Source organism: Cupriavidus sp. 291-E7, from assembly GCF_057798835.1.
The window spans coordinates 75,197-90,212 of sequence record NZ_JBYOJV010000023.1 but is presented as its reverse complement, the minus strand read 5'-3'; the positions used below and the strand labels follow the sequence as shown (position 1 = coordinate 90,212).

13 protein-coding genes are annotated in these 15,016 nt (G+C 63.9%); 8 read left to right on the top strand and 5 right to left on the bottom strand.

What is annotated here, in order from left to right:
• Both AC3FLX_RS28860 and AC3FLX_RS28855 read right to left on the bottom strand, forming a co-directional pair.
• On the bottom strand, nt 1-1,048 hold a 1,048-nt coding region (locus AC3FLX_RS28860), incomplete at its 3' end, for a bifunctional UDP-4-keto-pentose/UDP-xylose synthase (protein WP_488700755.1).
• A gap of 63 nt (nt 1,049-1,111) precedes the next feature.
• On the bottom strand, nt 1,112-2,884 hold the full coding sequence (locus AC3FLX_RS28855) for a glycosyltransferase family 39 protein (protein WP_488700754.1): 1,773 nt from the start codon (nt 2,882-2,884) through the stop codon (nt 1,112-1,114).
• 231 nt (nt 2,885-3,115) lie between these two features.
• On the opposite strand from AC3FLX_RS28855, the gene AC3FLX_RS28850 reads away from it, so the two are divergent.
• From AC3FLX_RS28850 to AC3FLX_RS28830, 5 genes are read left to right on the top strand one after another with little or no spacing between them, the layout of a single operon-like run.
• Nucleotides 3,116-3,823 (top strand): response regulator, encoded by a 708-nt coding sequence (locus AC3FLX_RS28850; protein ID WP_488700753.1) that lies wholly within the window; start codon nt 3,116-3,118, stop codon nt 3,821-3,823.
• A complete protein-coding gene (locus AC3FLX_RS28845) occupies nt 3,820-5,202 on the top strand; it encodes an ATP-binding protein (RefSeq protein WP_488700751.1) in 1,383 nt (460 codons plus the stop codon). Before AC3FLX_RS28850 ends, AC3FLX_RS28845 begins: the two co-directional genes overlap by 4 nt.
• On the top strand, nt 5,199-6,389 hold the full coding sequence (chrA, locus tag AC3FLX_RS28840) for a chromate efflux transporter (RefSeq protein ID WP_488700750.1): 1,191 nt from the start codon (nt 5,199-5,201) through the stop codon (nt 6,387-6,389). The genes AC3FLX_RS28845 and chrA overlap by 4 nt, the downstream gene beginning before the upstream one ends.
• A gap of 13 nt (nt 6,390-6,402) precedes the next feature.
• Nucleotides 6,403-6,876 (top strand): DUF2269 family protein, encoded by a 474-nt coding sequence (locus tag AC3FLX_RS28835; protein ID WP_488700749.1) that lies wholly within the window; start codon nt 6,403-6,405, stop codon nt 6,874-6,876.
• 51 nt (nt 6,877-6,927) lie between these two features.
• Entirely contained in the window at nt 6,928-8,004 is a 1,077-nt protein-coding gene (locus tag AC3FLX_RS28830; protein WP_488700748.1) for a saccharopine dehydrogenase family protein, read from the top strand.
• 16 nt (nt 8,005-8,020) lie between these two features.
• Here the strand turns inward: AC3FLX_RS28830 and AC3FLX_RS28825 are convergent, their stop codons facing one another.
• Nucleotides 8,021-8,449, bottom strand: a complete 429-nt coding sequence (locus tag AC3FLX_RS28825) for a VOC family protein (protein ID WP_488700747.1) — start codon at nt 8,447-8,449, stop codon at nt 8,021-8,023.
• A 114-nt stretch (nt 8,450-8,563) separates the two neighbouring features.
• On the opposite strand from AC3FLX_RS28825, the gene AC3FLX_RS28820 reads away from it, so the two are divergent.
• Both AC3FLX_RS28820 and AC3FLX_RS28815 read left to right on the top strand, forming a co-directional pair.
• Complete coding sequence (locus AC3FLX_RS28820; protein WP_488700746.1) at nt 8,564-9,154, top strand: TetR/AcrR family transcriptional regulator; 591 nt, start codon at nt 8,564-8,566, stop codon at nt 9,152-9,154.
• A gap of 2 nt (nt 9,155-9,156) precedes the next feature.
• Nucleotides 9,157-9,825: a DUF2459 domain-containing protein gene (locus tag AC3FLX_RS28815; protein ID WP_488700745.1), complete on the top strand. Its 669-nt coding sequence runs from the start codon at nt 9,157-9,159 to the stop codon at nt 9,823-9,825.
• A 296-nt stretch (nt 9,826-10,121) separates the two neighbouring features.
• Here AC3FLX_RS28815 and katG read toward each other — a convergent pair whose 3' ends face one another.
• The gene (gene katG / locus AC3FLX_RS28810; protein WP_488700766.1) at nt 10,122-12,275 is read right to left on the bottom strand and encodes a catalase/peroxidase HPI; all 2,154 of its coding nucleotides are present in this window, start codon (nt 12,273-12,275) and stop codon (nt 10,122-10,124) included.
• 1,001 nt (nt 12,276-13,276) lie between these two features.
• Here katG and AC3FLX_RS28805 point away from each other — a divergent pair.
• Nucleotides 13,277-13,585 (top strand): hypothetical protein, encoded by a 309-nt coding sequence (locus tag AC3FLX_RS28805; RefSeq protein WP_488700744.1) that lies wholly within the window; start codon nt 13,277-13,279, stop codon nt 13,583-13,585.
• 120 nt (nt 13,586-13,705) lie between these two features.
• Here the strand turns inward: AC3FLX_RS28805 and AC3FLX_RS28800 are convergent, their stop codons facing one another.
• Nucleotides 13,706-14,782 (bottom strand): porin, encoded by a 1,077-nt coding sequence (locus AC3FLX_RS28800; protein WP_488700743.1) that lies wholly within the window; start codon nt 14,780-14,782, stop codon nt 13,706-13,708.
• Between the last annotated feature and the right edge of the window lie 234 nt (nt 14,783-15,016).

Below are 15,016 nucleotides of genomic sequence, written 5' to 3'. Positions count from 1 at the left end.
CGTCGACCAGCGTGCGGGCGTCCACCACCTTGTCGCGGTACGCTTCGAAGATGCGGCGCAGCGCCTGCTCCATTGTCACCTCGGGCTTCCAGCCCAGCTCCTCGACCGTGTTGTCGATCTTCGGCACGCGGTGCTGCACGTCCTGGTAGCCCTTGCCGTAGAACTCGCCCGACGACGTCTCCACGATCTTCGTCTTGCGCGCTTCCTCGGCGTACTCGGGGTAGTCGGCCGCCATCTTCAGCATCATCTCGGCCAGCTCGCGCACCGAGTGAATGTTCTTCGGGTTGCCGATGTTGAAGATCTTGCCGCTGGCCACGCCATTCTTGTTCTCGATGATGTGCATCAGCGCCGAGATGCCGTCCGAGATATCGGCAAAGGCACGCTTCTGCGCGCCACCGTCCACGAGCTTGATCGGCTCGCCGCGCACGATATGGCCCAGGAACTGCGTCACCACGCGCGACGAACCTTCCTTCGATTCGAAGATCGAGTCCAGCCCCGCACCGATCCAGTTGAACGGACGGAACAGCGTGTAGTTCAGACCCTCTTCCATGCCGTAGGCGTGGATCACACGGTCCATCAGCTGCTTGGAGCAGGCGTAGATCCAGCGCGGCTTGTTGATCGGGCCGTAGATCAGCGGCGAGGCTTCCGGATCGAATTCCTCATCGGCGCACATGCCGTAGACCTCGGAGGTCGACGGGAACACCAGATGCTTGCCGTACTTCACCGCGCCGCGCACGATGGGCAGGTTGGCTTCGAAGTCGAGTTCGAACACGCGCAGCGGGTGACGCACGTAAGTAGCCGGCGTGGCGATGGCCACCAGCGGCAGGATCACGTCGCACTTGCGGATGTTGTACTCGATCCACTCCTTGTTGATGGTGATGTCACCCTCGGAGAAGTGCATGCGCGGATGGTTCACCAGGTCGCCCAGGCGATCCGACGACATATCCATGCCGTAGACCTCCCACTGCGTGGTTTCCAGGATGCGGCGCGTCAGGTGGTGGCCGATAAAGCCGTTGACGCCAAGAATCAGGACTCGCTTCTGCTGCATGGGAAATGAAGACTCAAAAAGTAAAAAGGGCCGCGCTGTGTCGGCCAAAACGGGTAGTTCAGTTCAGGGACGCAGCCGCCAGGATGTCGGGCCGGTCGGAGGAACGTTGCTGACGACCATGCGGCGCCAGTCTCGCGCCACCACATAAAGCGGCAGGGTCGGCGTCAATTCCAGATACGTCTCCGGCGACATCACGGCCATCGCCGGCTCACCGTTCTTCCAGATTTTCTCGAACTGCGCCATGCTCGGCACCCATCGATCCGGTTCCACGGTGGTACCGAACGTCAGCTCGTCGGCCGCTTCCACCATCGTCAGCGGATGGTGCAGATAGAACGGCAGCGTATGGTCGAGCGTGCGCACGCCGTAGAGTTTCATCGTCGGCGTCAGATGCGGTTGAATCTGCTCGACCAGGTCGGCGCCCGACGCGGGTCGCCCGACGGTTTCATGTCCGAGCAGCGCCACGGTAAAGCCCAGATACGCGCCCAGCGCGTACACCGCCACACTTGGCAGCACGCCCCGGCGCAGCAGTAGCCGCGCACCGGCGATGCCCAGCAGCATCAGTGCGAATGCCACCGCCACCCAGATGGCATAGGCGCGCCAGAAGACGTTAGGCGTGTGATTGGCGTTCAGCGTGGCCACGACCGGGCTGGCCAGCAACGCACATGCCACCAGTAGCGCCATGCCGGTCAACTGCTTGCCCCATGCCCGTGCGTCGAGCCGGTCCAGCGCCACGCCAGCCAGGATGCCCAGCGCGGGAATCACCGGCACGATATAGCCAGGAAGCTTGGAACGCGAAAGACTGAAGAACACGAAGATCGCAATGGCCCAGACACCCGCCATCAGCGCGGGCCGGAACTTCGTCGTTGCATCACTTTGCGGTGCAGGCGCGCGCATCGCCGACCAGAGCCGCGGAAACAGTCCCACCCACGGCAGGAATCCGCCCAGCACCAGCGGGACGAAATAGACGATCGGGCCGCCACGCGCGTGGATGTTCGACGTGTAGCGCTGCCAATGCTCGTGGATGAAGAAGAAGTTCAGAAACTCGGGATTGCGCGCCGATACCACGTAGAACCAGGGCACGGCGATAGCCGCCATCACCAGCACGCCCAGCACCAGGTGCAGGCGCCGCCAGAGTCCCCAGTCGCGCGTGACCAGCGTATAGACCACCAGCACCAGGCCAGGCAGGGCAATGCCAACCAGGCCCTTGGTCAGAATGGCCACGCCAATCGCCGCCCAGCAGGCCAGCATCCAGGCGCGCCGGCCGGCCGGCGAAACGTCGGGGTGCTGGGCCACCATCATGCAGCCCAGGATGCAGGACATGACGCCAGCCAGCGTCATGTCGAGCGTATTGAAGTGCGCCGCCACGCTCCACATCGGCGCGGCCAGCAGCGCCAGCCCGGCAAAGGCCGCCGCGCGCGGCCCGAACCAGCGCCAGGTGGCCAGCATCGACATGCCGATACCGAGCAGGCCGGCCAGCGCCACAGTCAGGCGCGCCTGCCACTCGCCCACGCCAAACAGCGTGTAGGTCGCGGCGGTGGCCCACATGTGGAATGGCGGCTTCTCGAAATACTTGAGCGCGTTGTAGCGAATCGTGACCCAATCGCCGGTGGCCAGCATTTCGCGCGAGATTTCGGCGTAGCGGCCTTCATCCGGTCCGACCAGGTGCCGCAAGCCCAGCGAGCCAAACCACACGATCACGGCGACGACAAGGAACAGGGTCACCCAGCTTGCCGTGGCCGACCAGCGCACTCCCATCAGACGCGCGCTCAGCGAAGCGGGATACACCTTGTCAGCCACTTCGGACGTGATGCGTTGCTGGTTGGAAGGACGTTGCATGGAGGAATGGGGGGGGGTGCGTTAAAGGACCGCTTTGTACCACGCGAATCCACCACAAAACGTTGATCTGGCGGACGCAATCGCGCAGATTAGGCGAATTGCCTTAATGTCAGATTAATGGTGCGCCGGCACCGGGGCGATGCTACGCTCCGGGTCGTCGCCACGTGTAGCAAACGCCCCTCCTTGCGTCAACGTAGCGGGCAACCAAACAATCGTTTAAATCGGTTCCAGATGAGAATTCTTATCGTTGAAGACGATCCCATGCTCGGAGACGGGCTGCAGCGCGGACTGAAGCTGATGGGTCACGCGGTGGACTGGTTCCGTACGGGGGCCGACGCGGATCGTGCCATCGCTGCCATGCACTATGACACCGTGCTGCTGGATCTGGGCCTGCCCGACGAGGATGGCGTGACGCTGCTCGCGCGCTGGCGCCACCAGGGGCGCCAGACGCCGGTCGTGGTGCTGACCGCGCGTGATGCGGTGCAAAGCCGTATCGCCGGGCTCGACGCCGGCGCGGATGACTACCTGATCAAACCCGTCGATCTGGACGAACTGGCCGCACGGCTGCGGGCGGTCACGCGCCGCTCCGCGGGTATGCCGGAGCCGGTGTGGCGTCACGGTCCGCTCGAATACCATCCTGCCGCGCGCCTGGCGGTCTGGCAGGGCAAGTCCGTCGACCTGACCAGCCGCGAGTCCATGCTGCTGGAACTGCTGTTGAGCCACCCCAACCGCGTGCTGACGCGCGAATTCCTGCGCGACAAGCTTTACGAGTGGGAAAAAGGCTCCGAAAGCAACACGCTCGAAGTGCATATCCATCACCTGCGGCGCAAGATCCATCCGGGCATCGTGCGAACGCTGCGCGGCGCGGGCTATACGCTCGGCACGCTCGATGCGCTGGAGTCTCAACCGACCGAGGACAGCACCGGGGAAGATGCATGACCCTGCAGCGACGGCTGATCGTGGTCGTCCTGCTGGCTGTGGCGTTTGCCTGGGCACTGACCAGCCTGCTGATCTACCTGAATGCGCGCATGGAGATCAACGAGCTGTACGACACGGCGATGGTCCGCATGGCGCAGCAGATGCAGGCCGTGTTGCCCCTCGTCCATGCCAACGCGGTGTCGCCGGCGCCATTGAACGGCCCCGCGCCCGGCGATACCGACCTGGGCGACCTCGGCGCCGCCGGTCTTGGCGACCTGGCGATTGCGACATGGCGCGCCAGTGGCGAACCGCTCCACATCGATCCCGACGGAGACCGCCTGCCCCGCCTGCCTGGCGTACGCGGCTTTACCGACCAGACGATCGATGGACTGCCCTGGCGCCTCTACTACCTCGATGATCCCGTAGCCGGCTGGCGTGTTTGCGTGGGCCAGATCGTGGCCGAGCGCGACGAGCTCATGGTGTCGTACCTGCAGGCCCAGGTGCTGCCGTGGGTGTTGGGGCTGCCCCTGCTGACGACGCTGCTGGTATGGGGCGTTCGCCGAATGCTGAGGCCGTTGCTGACTCTGTCTCACGACATTGCCGCGCGCGCCCCCGGCGACCCCACACCCATTTCGCCGCAAGACGTGCCGCAGGAACTGGCGCCGCTGGTCCGCGCGATGAACCGGCTGCTCGACCGCGTCTCGGCACTGCTTGAGCATGAGCGCCGGCTGACGGCCGACGCGGCGCACGAGATGCGCACCCCGCTCGCCGCGTTGAAGGCGCAATGGGAAGTGGCACGCCGCTCGGCGGACCCAGCCGAGCGCGCGCAGGCCGCTGTCAACGTCGAAGCCGGCATCGACCGCCTGGGCCACCTGGTTTCGCAACTGCTGACGATGAGCCTGCTCGAAGACGAGAACGCCCCGCCCTCGCGCGGGCCGGTGAACTGGCGCGAAGTCTCGCAGCAGGTGCTCTCCGACTGCCTGCTGCTATCCGAACGCCGCCACGTCGACATGGAAATCGTGTGGCCGCGGGCGGCTGCCGCGCCGCTCGACGTATGCGGCGACGCAACCCTGCTTGGCACCATGCTGCGCAACCTGATGGATAACGCACTACGTTACAGTCCGGCCGGGTCGATCGTCACGCTTGCGTTCGAACCCGACCGGATCGTCGTGGCCGATCACGGGCCAGGCGTCGAGCCGGAGCATCTTGCACGGCTGGGCAGCCGCTTCTTCCGCGGTGGCGGGCAGCTTGAGCAAGGCACGGGGCTGGGCATCTCGATTGCGCGGCGCATCGCCGAGCTGCATGGCCTGTCCATCGAACTCGCCAATCGTCCGGCGTCGGAAGGCACCGGGCTGGTGGCAACGATCCGACTGGCCAGCACCACGGGAGCAGCGGCGTGACGGCTGCCTGGGAAGTATTTGCCGTCTTCCTCCGGCTGGGTCTTACCTCTTTCGGGGGGCCCGTCGCCCATCTTGGCTATTTCCGCGAGGCTTTCGTCGCCCGGCGGCGCTGGCTCAGTGAAGCGGCCTACGCCGATATCGTCGCGCTGTGCCAGTTTCTGCCCGGCCCTGCCAGCAGCCAGGTCGGCATGGTCGTGGGTCTGTCGCGAGCCGGCTATGCCGGTGCGCTGGCGGCGTGGGTCGGCTTCACGCTGCCCTCGGCGGTGGCGCTGATCCTGTTCGCGATTGGGCTGTCCCACTACGGCAACGCCATTCCGGCGGGCGCGCTGCATGGTCTCAAGGTGGCGGCAGTGGCCGTGGTGGCGCAGGCTGTATGGGGCATGGCCCGCTCGCTCTGCCCCGATGCGCCGCGTCTGACAATGATGATACTGACCGCGGTGGTGGTCACCGTCGCCCCGTCGCCGGTATGGCAGGTTGGCGCGATGGTGGTGGCCGGACTGGTGGGCGCGCGGCTGTTCCGCACCGGCGAGGCCGTGCCGCATGAACCGCTGTCGGTACCGGTCAGCCACCGCGTGGCGCTGCTATGCCTGTGCGCGTTCGGCGCGCTGCTGGTTGGGCTGCCCATTGCGGCACGCGGGTCTGGCGACCACGCGCTTGCCCTGTTCGATGCCTTCTATCGTGCCGGCGCGCTGGTGTTTGGCGGTGGCCATGTGGTGCTGCCGCTGCTGCAGGCCGCCGTGGTGCCGTCCGGATGGCTGGACAACGACACGTTCCTGGCCGGTTACGGCGCCGCGCAAGCCGTACCGGGCCCGCTGTTCACGTTTGCCGCGTTCCTCGGCGCCGCCAATACGATGGCGCCAAATGGCTGGGCGGGCGGTGCGCTCTGCGTGCTGGCGATCTTTGCGCCCTCGTTCCTGCTGGTTCTCGGCGCGCTGCCTTTCTGGGAACGGCTGCGCCGCCAGAGTGCCACGCGCGCGGCGCTGGCCGGCGTCAATGCAGCGGTGGTGGGCCTGCTGCTGGCGGCCCTATATCATCCGGTCTGGACCAGCGCCGTGCTGGCGCCAGCGGACTTTGCGCTGGCCTTGCTGGCACTGATCGCCCTCGCGGTCTGGCGCCTGCCACCGTGGGCGGTGGTCGCCGCCTGCGCGCTGGCCGGTTGGGGTCTGAAGGTAATCGGCATCGCATAACCAGAACAACAACGTGAATCTTTATTTGACGCTGAAGACGGTTCATATCCTGTCGTCGGTGGTGCTGGTCGGCACGGGATTCGGCACCGCGTTCTATTTCTTCTTTGCCAACCGAACACGCTCCGTACCGGTGATCGCCGCCGTATCACGGCTCGTGGTACGCGCGGACTGGTGGTTCACCACGCCGGCCGTGGTCATCCAGCCCCTGACCGGTTTCTGGCTCGCGCATCTGGCCGGCTGGCCTTGGCACACACCGTGGATCGTCGCGGCAGTGGTGCTCTACGTGGTGGCGGGCATCTGCTGGCTGCCCGTGGTCTGGTTGCAGATGCGGCTGGCTCGCACCGCCGCCGTGGCCAGCCATGCGGGCACGGCGCTGCCCGCCAGCTACTGGCGCGATGCACGCCGGTGGGAAGTGCTGGGCTACCCGGCCTTCGCCGCGATGGTGGTGGTCTACTTTCTGATGGTGTTCAAGCCGACCCTGGGCTGAGCCAGCTCGGCATCGAAAACCAAAACGAAAACAAGAAAACAAGGACACGTCATGCGGGTCATCGTACTGGGAGGCAAGGGGAATTTCGGCGCGCGCATCTGTCGCGCGCTGGCAGACGTTCCCGGTATCGAATGCATCGCGGCAAGCCGCAGCGCGCCGGCTGGCCCGCGCAGTGCCGCCATCGATATGAATGCGGCCGGTTTCGCGCAGCAGTTGGCTGCGCTACGGCCCGGTCTGGTCATTCATTGCGCGGGGCCGTTCCAGGGTCAGGACTATCGCGTGGCCGAAGCCGCCTGCGCGGCCGGTGCGCACTACATCGACCTGTCCGACGGACGCGATTTCGTGGCCGGATTCGCGCAAGCGCTCGACGCTCGCGCACGGACGGCCGGCGTTTGCGCGATCAGCGGGGCCAGCAGTGTGCCGGGACTCTCATCGGCCGTGGTGGACCGCCTGGCGCGGGACTTTGACAGCATCGACGATATCCAGATCTCGATTGCACCAGGCCAGCAGGCGCCACGGGGCGAAGCCACGCTGCAGGCCGTGTTCGGCTATGCCGGCGCCCCGGTGCCTCGTCTGCGCCAGGGCCGTTGGGAGCCGGCGCACGGCTGGCAGAACATCCGCACGATTCATTTCTCCGGACTTGGCACGCGCTGGGCAGCTACCTGCGACGTGCCCGACCTGGCGCTGTTCCCGTTGCGCTACGCCGGCGTGCGGACCGTGGAGTTTCGCGCGGCGCTTGAACTGAAAAGCCAGCATGCGGTGCTGTGGACCGCCGCCGTGCTGCGCCGGCTCGGGCTGCCGTTGCCATTGGCGCGCCATGCCGGCTGGCTCAACCGCGTGTCCGGCAAGCTGCTGGACCGCTTTGGCAGCCCGCATGGCGGCATGCTGGTGCGCGTGAGCGGCACGCGCGCCGATGGGCGGCCCGGCGTATCGGCATGGTCGCTGACCGCGCCCGATGGCAATGGGCCGGAAATCCCCTGCATGGCGACGCTGCTGCTGGCCGCAAGGTTGGCTGACGGCACGCTCACGGCGCATGGCGCCATGCCGTGCATGGGCCTGCTGACACTGGAAGCATTCACGCCCCATTTCGAAAAATGGGGCATGCGGACCCGCATCGATACGGACTGAGTCAGCGTCGGCCTGGTCAGCCCGGCAGCGCGCCCGCTTCATACTGCGCGGCGAACTCAGCCGACGGCGCAATCGGTGTGATGATGTCCAGCATCACGCCGTTCGGGTCCGCGGTGATGAAGTGGCGCTGGCCGAAAGCCTCGTCACGCAACGGCAGCAGGACCGGCAGTCCGGCCTGCTGCAGCCGTGCGTGGACCGCGTCCACGTCTTCCACCTCGAAGTTCAGCAGCAGCCCGGCTGCCGTTTTGCCGCGCCCGGGCTGGGGAATCGTGTCATGGTCGGCATCGAGGATGGCCAGGTTGATACCGGCATCGGCCTGAGACTGCAGGTGGACATACCAGTCGGCCGTGAATGCCGGCCGAAAATCGAAATGCTCGACGTAGAACGCCGCCGTGCCGCCAACGTCGCGGGTCATGATTACCGGGTAGTAGCTGGTTGTCTTCATCGTTACCTCCATGACGGTCTTCGTTCATCGGCGCGCGTATTGGCGCTCGCGGCATTGCTGACGTAACATACAGTCTGCATCTTTTACGGAATTTATAACATACAGACTGTATGTATGGAAGATAAAAAAGCACGCTCGAACCAAGAACGGACGGCGGCGACGCGCGGCGCGCTACTGGCAGCCGCCCGCGAACTGTTGATCCATAAGGGATACGCGGCAACTTCGACGCCCGAAATCGTGGCCGCCGCCGGCATCACGCGCGGCGCGCTGTACCACCACTTCACGGATAAGCAGGACCTGTTTCGCGCCATCCTCGAAGACGAAGCGCGTGCCGTGGCGCAAGAAATCGAGAACGCCGCGCCGGACGACCTGGCCGTGCGCGACGCGCTGGTGGCGGGCAGCCTGGCCTACCTGCGGGCGATGACCGTGCCGGGACGCACGCAACTCCTGCTGGTCGATGGACCGGCGGTGCTGGGCGCGTCTGCCATGTTTTCGCTCGACGCCCGGCATGCCGGCCGCACCCTGCGCGAGGGCCTGCAGGCAGCCGTCGGCCACGGCCTGCCCGAGGATGCACCGGTCGATGCCCTGGCGGCGCTACTGTCGGCCGCCTTCGACCGGGCAGCACTGGAGATAGAAGCCGGCGGCGACGTCCGCCAGTTTCACGCGGCGATGATCGGGTTGATCGAACGCACGGTGGCCGCCTGATCATGCCAACCCGTCAGCGCATCGTGCTTGTGGCCGCGATTGTCGCCCTTGCCATGTCCGGCTGCACTACGGCACCGGCGGCAGTGGCAACGCCGACGGCCACCCGCATCGCGGTAGTCGAGCGCGACTGGCATACCGACGTCTGCCTGCGCACGGCCGATGCCGATGCGCAACTGCTGCGCCTGACGCGGGGCTATGACGGGTCCACCTTCCTCTGTATCGGATTCGGCGACCGTCACTACCTGATCAGCCGCGAGCGCGGCCCGATGACACTGCTTTCGGCACTATTGCCTGGCGAGGGTGCGCTGCTGGTCACGATCCTGCGCGATACGCCTGCCGCCGCTTTCGGCAATGACAATGTGGTGGAGCTGGATGTCGATGACAAAGGCATCGAGCGGCTGCGCGCATTCCTGAACCGGTCGGTCCAGACGAATCACGCAGGGGAGCCGGTGGGCCTGGGCGACGGCCCCTATACCGGAGGCCTCTACTTCGGGTCCACCGCGCGCTACAACGGCTTTTATACCTGCAACACCTGGACGGCGGACGCGCTGCGCGAAGCCGGCATCCCGATGCACGGCCCCGTGCTGTTCGCCGAGGGCGTCATGCGCCAAGTGCGCGAGCTGGCCGCCGCGCGGCAAGACGCACGGCAGTCGGACAGCCCGGCGCCCTAGCAGGGTCCAGGGCTACAGACCTTGGTCCCGCTGCCCGCGGGCGTGACCACGGTTGAAGATTGCGGTGGATTGGGATCGCTGCTACTGATCGATACGCAGCCGGCCAGGCTGATCGGCAGCAGCAGGAGAACGGCGATTCGGCTCAGTGTCATGGCTGGCTCCCCCACGTGCGGCATGCACGCGACAGGGCCAGTATAGATAACGACACCTGCCGCAAACAAAGGCCGCTTTCGTGCCCTGGGGCGCGCCAGGCCCGATTCAACCCGTTGTGTCGAATCGGGCGCTTCGAACCGAGATCAGATCCGATCGAAACGATCCAGGTTCATGACCTTGACCCATGCCTTGGCAAAGTCCTGGACGAACTTTTCCTTGCTGTCGTCCGAGCCATAGACTTCCGCGACGGCGCGCAGCTCGGAATTGGACCCGAAGATCAGGTCAACCGGCGTGGCCTGCCACTTGACCTTGCCAGTCGCGCGATCCAGACCGTCGTGCATGCCCTGCGCCGTGGAAGACTTCGACCATTTGGTCGACATATCGAGCAGGTTGACGAAGAAGTCATTGCTCAGCGTGCCGGGACGGTCCGTGAGGACGCCAAGGCGGGAGCTTCCGGCATTGGCGTTCAGCGCCCGCATGCCACCGACCAGAACCGTCATTTCCGGAACCCTCAGATTCAGATAGCTCGCGCGTTCGATCAGCATTTCCGTCGGGGAACGGAGATTTTGATTGCCGTAGTAGTTGCGGAAGCCGTCCGCCACCGGTTCAAGCACCGCGAAGGACTGAACGCTCGTCTGTTCCGCCGATGCGTCCATTCTGCCCGGCGTGAACGGAACCTGTACCTTCTGGCCGCCCTTCCTGGCCGCCTCTTCCACGGCGGCCGTCCCACCCAGCACGATCAGATCGGCCAGCGATATTTTCTTTCCGCTTGCCTTCTGCGCGAGATTGAAATCCTTCTGAATGGCTTCCAGGCGATTCAACACCTTGGCAAGCTCGGCGGGATCGTTGACACCCCAATCCTTCTGCGGCGCCAGGCGAATACGCGCGCCGTTGGCACCGCCACGCATATCGGTCACGCGGAAGGTTGCCGCCGACGCCCAGGCGGTCCTGACCAGTTCCGGGATGGTCAGGCCGGATTTCAGAACGGTGGTTTTTAGCTTGGCCACATCGTTGTCGTCCACCAGCTTGTGATCAACCTTGGGGATCGGATCCTGCCAGATCAGATCTTCCTTGGGCACATCGGCGCCGAGGTAACGGGATTTGGGTCCCAAGTCACGATGCATGAGCTTGAACCACGCCTTGGCGAACGCCTGCTCGAATTCCTTGGGATGCTCAAGGAACCGTTTCGAGATCTTCCGATACTCCGCATCCTCTTTCAGCGCGATGTCCGTGGTGAACATCATCAACTTGTGCCGCTTTGTCGGATCGTGGGCATCCGGGACAAAATTGGCACTCGCGTTGTTCTTGGGTACCCACTGAATCGCTCCGCCGGGGCCCTTTGTCGTTTCCCAATCGAAGCTATAGAGCCATGTCAGGAATTCGTGGGTCCAGCGCGTCGGATTGGTAGACCAAGCACCCTCCAGGCCACTGCTGACGGTATCCACGCCGTGGCCCGTTCCGCATTTGCCGGCCCAGCCCAGACCTTGCTCTTCGATGGCGGCGGCGGCCGGCTCTTTTCCTACGCAGGACGCCGGTTTGTGCGCACCGTGCGCCTTCCCGAACGTATGTCCGCCGGCGATGAGCGCAACGGTATCGACATCGTCCATGCTCATTCGGCCAAAGGTCTCTCGAATTTCCTTCGCTGAAGCCAGCGGGTCCGGTTTTCCGCCCGGCCCTTCGGGATTGACGTAAATAAGGCCCATCTCCGTTGCCCCGAGCGGCCTCTTCAGGGTTCCCTTCGCATCGGTACGCTGATGGGCGAGCATTTTCTTTTCCGGACCCCAGTTCACCATTTCGGCTTCCCAGTCGTCCACGCGCCCACCGGCATAGCCAAAGGTCTTGAAGCCCATTTCTTCCAGGGCGACATTACCGGCCAGAACCATGAGATCGCCCCAGGAGATTTTCCGGCCGTACTTTTGCTTGACCGGCCACAGCAGACGCCGAGCCTTGTCCAGCCCCACATTGTCCGGCCAGCTATTAAGCGGTTCAAACCGCTGCTGCGCGCCGGAAGCGCCGCCCCGGCCGTCGGAGATGCGATAGACACCGGCACCATGCCAGGCCATGCGAATAAAGAACGGCCCGTAATTGCCAAAATCCGCCGGCCACCAGGGCTGGGACGTCTTCATGACGACGGCGATATCCCGCTTGACGGCCTGGATGTCCAGCGTCTTGAATTCCTCCGCATAGTTGAAGGCCTTGCTCATGGGGTCGGATTCCGCCGAATTGAATCGCAATGGCCGCAGGTCCAGTTGCTCCGGCCACCAGAAACTGTTCGGCGTCTCATTTGCCTGCGCCATCAGCGTTGTGGTGGACAGTGCGGCAGACACAGCAACTGCCAGCACGGAAATCTTTAAAGTTTTTCCGATTTTCATGGGACAAATGGCTCCTTGTAGTTGGGTTGCAAAAGCCGTCCCCTCCATGCAAATGCATTGGCATGCGCGATGGCGATGCCATTGAAATGACTGAAATGGAGATCGGCTTTTTTGGCGTTTTTCCTATTCGATTGATTTGACGACTCTTTTTATATCGGGATAAATGAGTCGACCTGAATCGAAAGGAAAGGACCTTCGCACTCTACGAGGACACCTACGCTACGAAAATTCAATTATTCCAATTGGATTAATTGCCCAAATCAATTGGAATTCGACGTATTCGCTCGATGTTGTGGACACCACCAACGGCCAGTAGCGATAAGCGCAGGGATTCCGGGGAAATCGACGCCACTTGGAAGACCCTACGAAAATCAGAATGGCGGCTCTTTACGGAATGGCATCAATGCTCAACGACGCCAAAATACCATCCAGAAATTGACGATAATCAATTACAACGGTCTAACGGGAAAATTCAAAACCGGAGGCGCAGCGTGCGGCCGGTGTCTTTGCGGGAGAGGGATAGGGAGATAGAGAGCGGACGTCGCCAAGGCGTTCGCCGAAGAAAATGGAGAGCCGCGGACGGGCCGGAAAACAAGTAGAGCCGTCCTGAAAGACGGCCCTACGCCCCGCGTACTTTGCTTCAATCCACCACCCGCCCACCCTGATGCCTCTGCGGGCTATCACTGGGAGAAGAACGGCAGGTTGGCGTGTCGGCCCCCCGGCAACCCCTCCGGTCGCTATGCGTTCCCAACTTGTTCAGTGGGGCCGACAAGATGACATTCTGGCGATGAAATATTTCGGAAATAAGTAAGCGGTGGGCAGGACACGGCACAAATGCGCAAACCTCCCCGCAATCGCAACTTTTGCATCGTCAGCCAATCGCTAGAATGAACCGGTTGATTGTCGGACCTGCACGCGGAGCTGCGATGAAACGCCAACCAAACGTTGCAACAGAGACGACGCCAGACGGCCTGGCTGCCCTGATCTATCACATCGCCCACGGCGCCAGCCAAGGGCAACTGGACCCCGAGTTCGTGCGCAAGCTCTGCAAGCGCGTGGACAAGGAAATCGAGGCGATGGAGGATACCGACAAACTTGCCGCGCCCGATCGCGAGCGCCTGCATCACGCCGTGCAAACGCTGCGCAACACGGCGGACGCCGAGGAAGGCGCGTTGCTGACACGCGCGCTGGAACGCCTGCGCACGGTCGATGCGCAGACTGACCAGGCCTCCTGAGCCAGAAGCCGCCGCCGCGCCAAAAGCAGAACGCCCCTCCTCCCGCCAAGCCGGGTGAGGGGCGTTTGTTATCCGGCAGGTACGGGGGGAAAGGCCCCGTCTGCCGGTTGTCTCCCTGCCTTAGAAGCGGTGACGAATACCGACCACTGCGCCGGTCTGGTTGGCACCCGGAACAACCGGAGCCGAGCTGCTCATCGACAGGGCCGACGTGCCCTTGTTCTTCGTGTAGCCAACGTTCAGGTAAGCGTCGGTGCGCTTCGAGAACGAGTAGTCGGCCGACAGGACGAACAGCCACGGGTCGTTGCCGCTGTTGTGCGTGTCCGTGTAGTAAGCGGCGCCCGTCAGCGACAGGGCCGGCGTCACACGATACAGACCGCCCAGCCAGTACACGTTGTTACGCGACGATGCAGCCGTTGCGCTCGACGTGCCGTCGTCGCGCATCCAGCGGTAGCCGGCGAACACCTTGGCCACGCCCAGGTCGTACGAACCGCCGAAGGCCAGGCGCTTGACGGCGCGGTCGTCGGTGGCAACGGTGTTGCCCTGGTACTGGTCGTAGGCGGTGCCAACCGAGAATGCGCCTGCCGTGTAGGCCAGGCCGGCGCCGAAGTTGCGGCCAACCTTGTAGTTGCCCGGCACTTCGGTGCTGTTTGCCACGGTCGAATCACGGCCCGTGCTGTAGAAGGCGGTAGCGGTCAGGCCACCGAACTTGCCCGTGTACTTGACGGCGTTGTCGGCGCGACCATTGAAGGCCGAGTCAACCGAGTTCAGCGAGTACTTCGGGCCCACGCCCATCGGGTCGTAGGCGCCGAACAGGTCGTACAGCGAGTTTTGTTGACGGCCCAGGGTCACGGCGCCGAAGGTGCCTTGCAGGCCAACGAATGCCTGGCGGCCGAACAGGCGGCTGCCCTGGCCCGACGTGCCGGTGTCGATGTCGAAGCCCGATTCCAGGGTGAAGATGGCCTTCAGGCCGCCACCGAGGTCTTCGGCGCCACGCAGGCCCCAGCGCGAACCGGACATGTTGCCCGAGCTCACCATTGCCTTGCTTCCATTGGCCGAGGCCGTGCCGGAATGGTTGGCGAATTCGATGCCGGCGTCGACGATGCCGTACAGCGTAACGGAGGTGTTGGACTGTGCCGATGCAACGCCGGAGATAGCGCAGGTACCCGCTGCCGCCAGAGCAAATAGAGCTTTCTTCACTGTGAGTTCTCGTATTTTGTTAAGACATTGAGATGCTTCCCCGTCACCTTTTTGGAGCGGGGCTACGAGAAACGTACTGCCGCAATCCGAAATGATGACTAGTGGGTGCAGGCGAATTGTTTCAGTGAAATATGAAACCCATGTGTCTGTTGCGACGCAGCAACAGAGATCGACACCCCACTTCAGTGGGAATTCGGCGCAGGAGCCTCGCAAAATTCGGGTTTTCCCGACCCG

Coding starts and splice junctions, on each gene's coding strand:
- AC3FLX_RS28855 (WP_488700754.1), bottom strand. CDS start 2,884: ATGCAACGTCCTTCCAACCAGCAACGCATCACGTCCGAAGTGGCTGAC.
- AC3FLX_RS28850 (WP_488700753.1), top strand. CDS start 3,116: ATGAGAATTCTTATCGTTGAAGACGATCCCATGCTCGGAGACGGGCTG.
- AC3FLX_RS28845 (WP_488700751.1), top strand. CDS start 3,820: ATGACCCTGCAGCGACGGCTGATCGTGGTCGTCCTGCTGGCTGTGGCG.
- AC3FLX_RS28830 (WP_488700748.1), top strand. CDS start 6,928: ATGCGGGTCATCGTACTGGGAGGCAAGGGGAATTTCGGCGCGCGCATC.
- AC3FLX_RS28825 (WP_488700747.1), bottom strand. CDS start 8,449: ATGAAGACAACCAGCTACTACCCGGTAATCATGACCCGCGACGTTGGC.
- AC3FLX_RS28820 (WP_488700746.1), top strand. CDS start 8,564: ATGGAAGATAAAAAAGCACGCTCGAACCAAGAACGGACGGCGGCGACG.
- AC3FLX_RS28815 (WP_488700745.1), top strand. CDS start 9,157: ATGCCAACCCGTCAGCGCATCGTGCTTGTGGCCGCGATTGTCGCCCTT.
- katG (WP_488700766.1), bottom strand. CDS start 12,275: ATGGCGCAGGCAAATGAGACGCCGAACAGTTTCTGGTGGCCGGAGCAA.
- AC3FLX_RS28805 (WP_488700744.1), top strand. CDS start 13,277: ATGAAACGCCAACCAAACGTTGCAACAGAGACGACGCCAGACGGCCTG.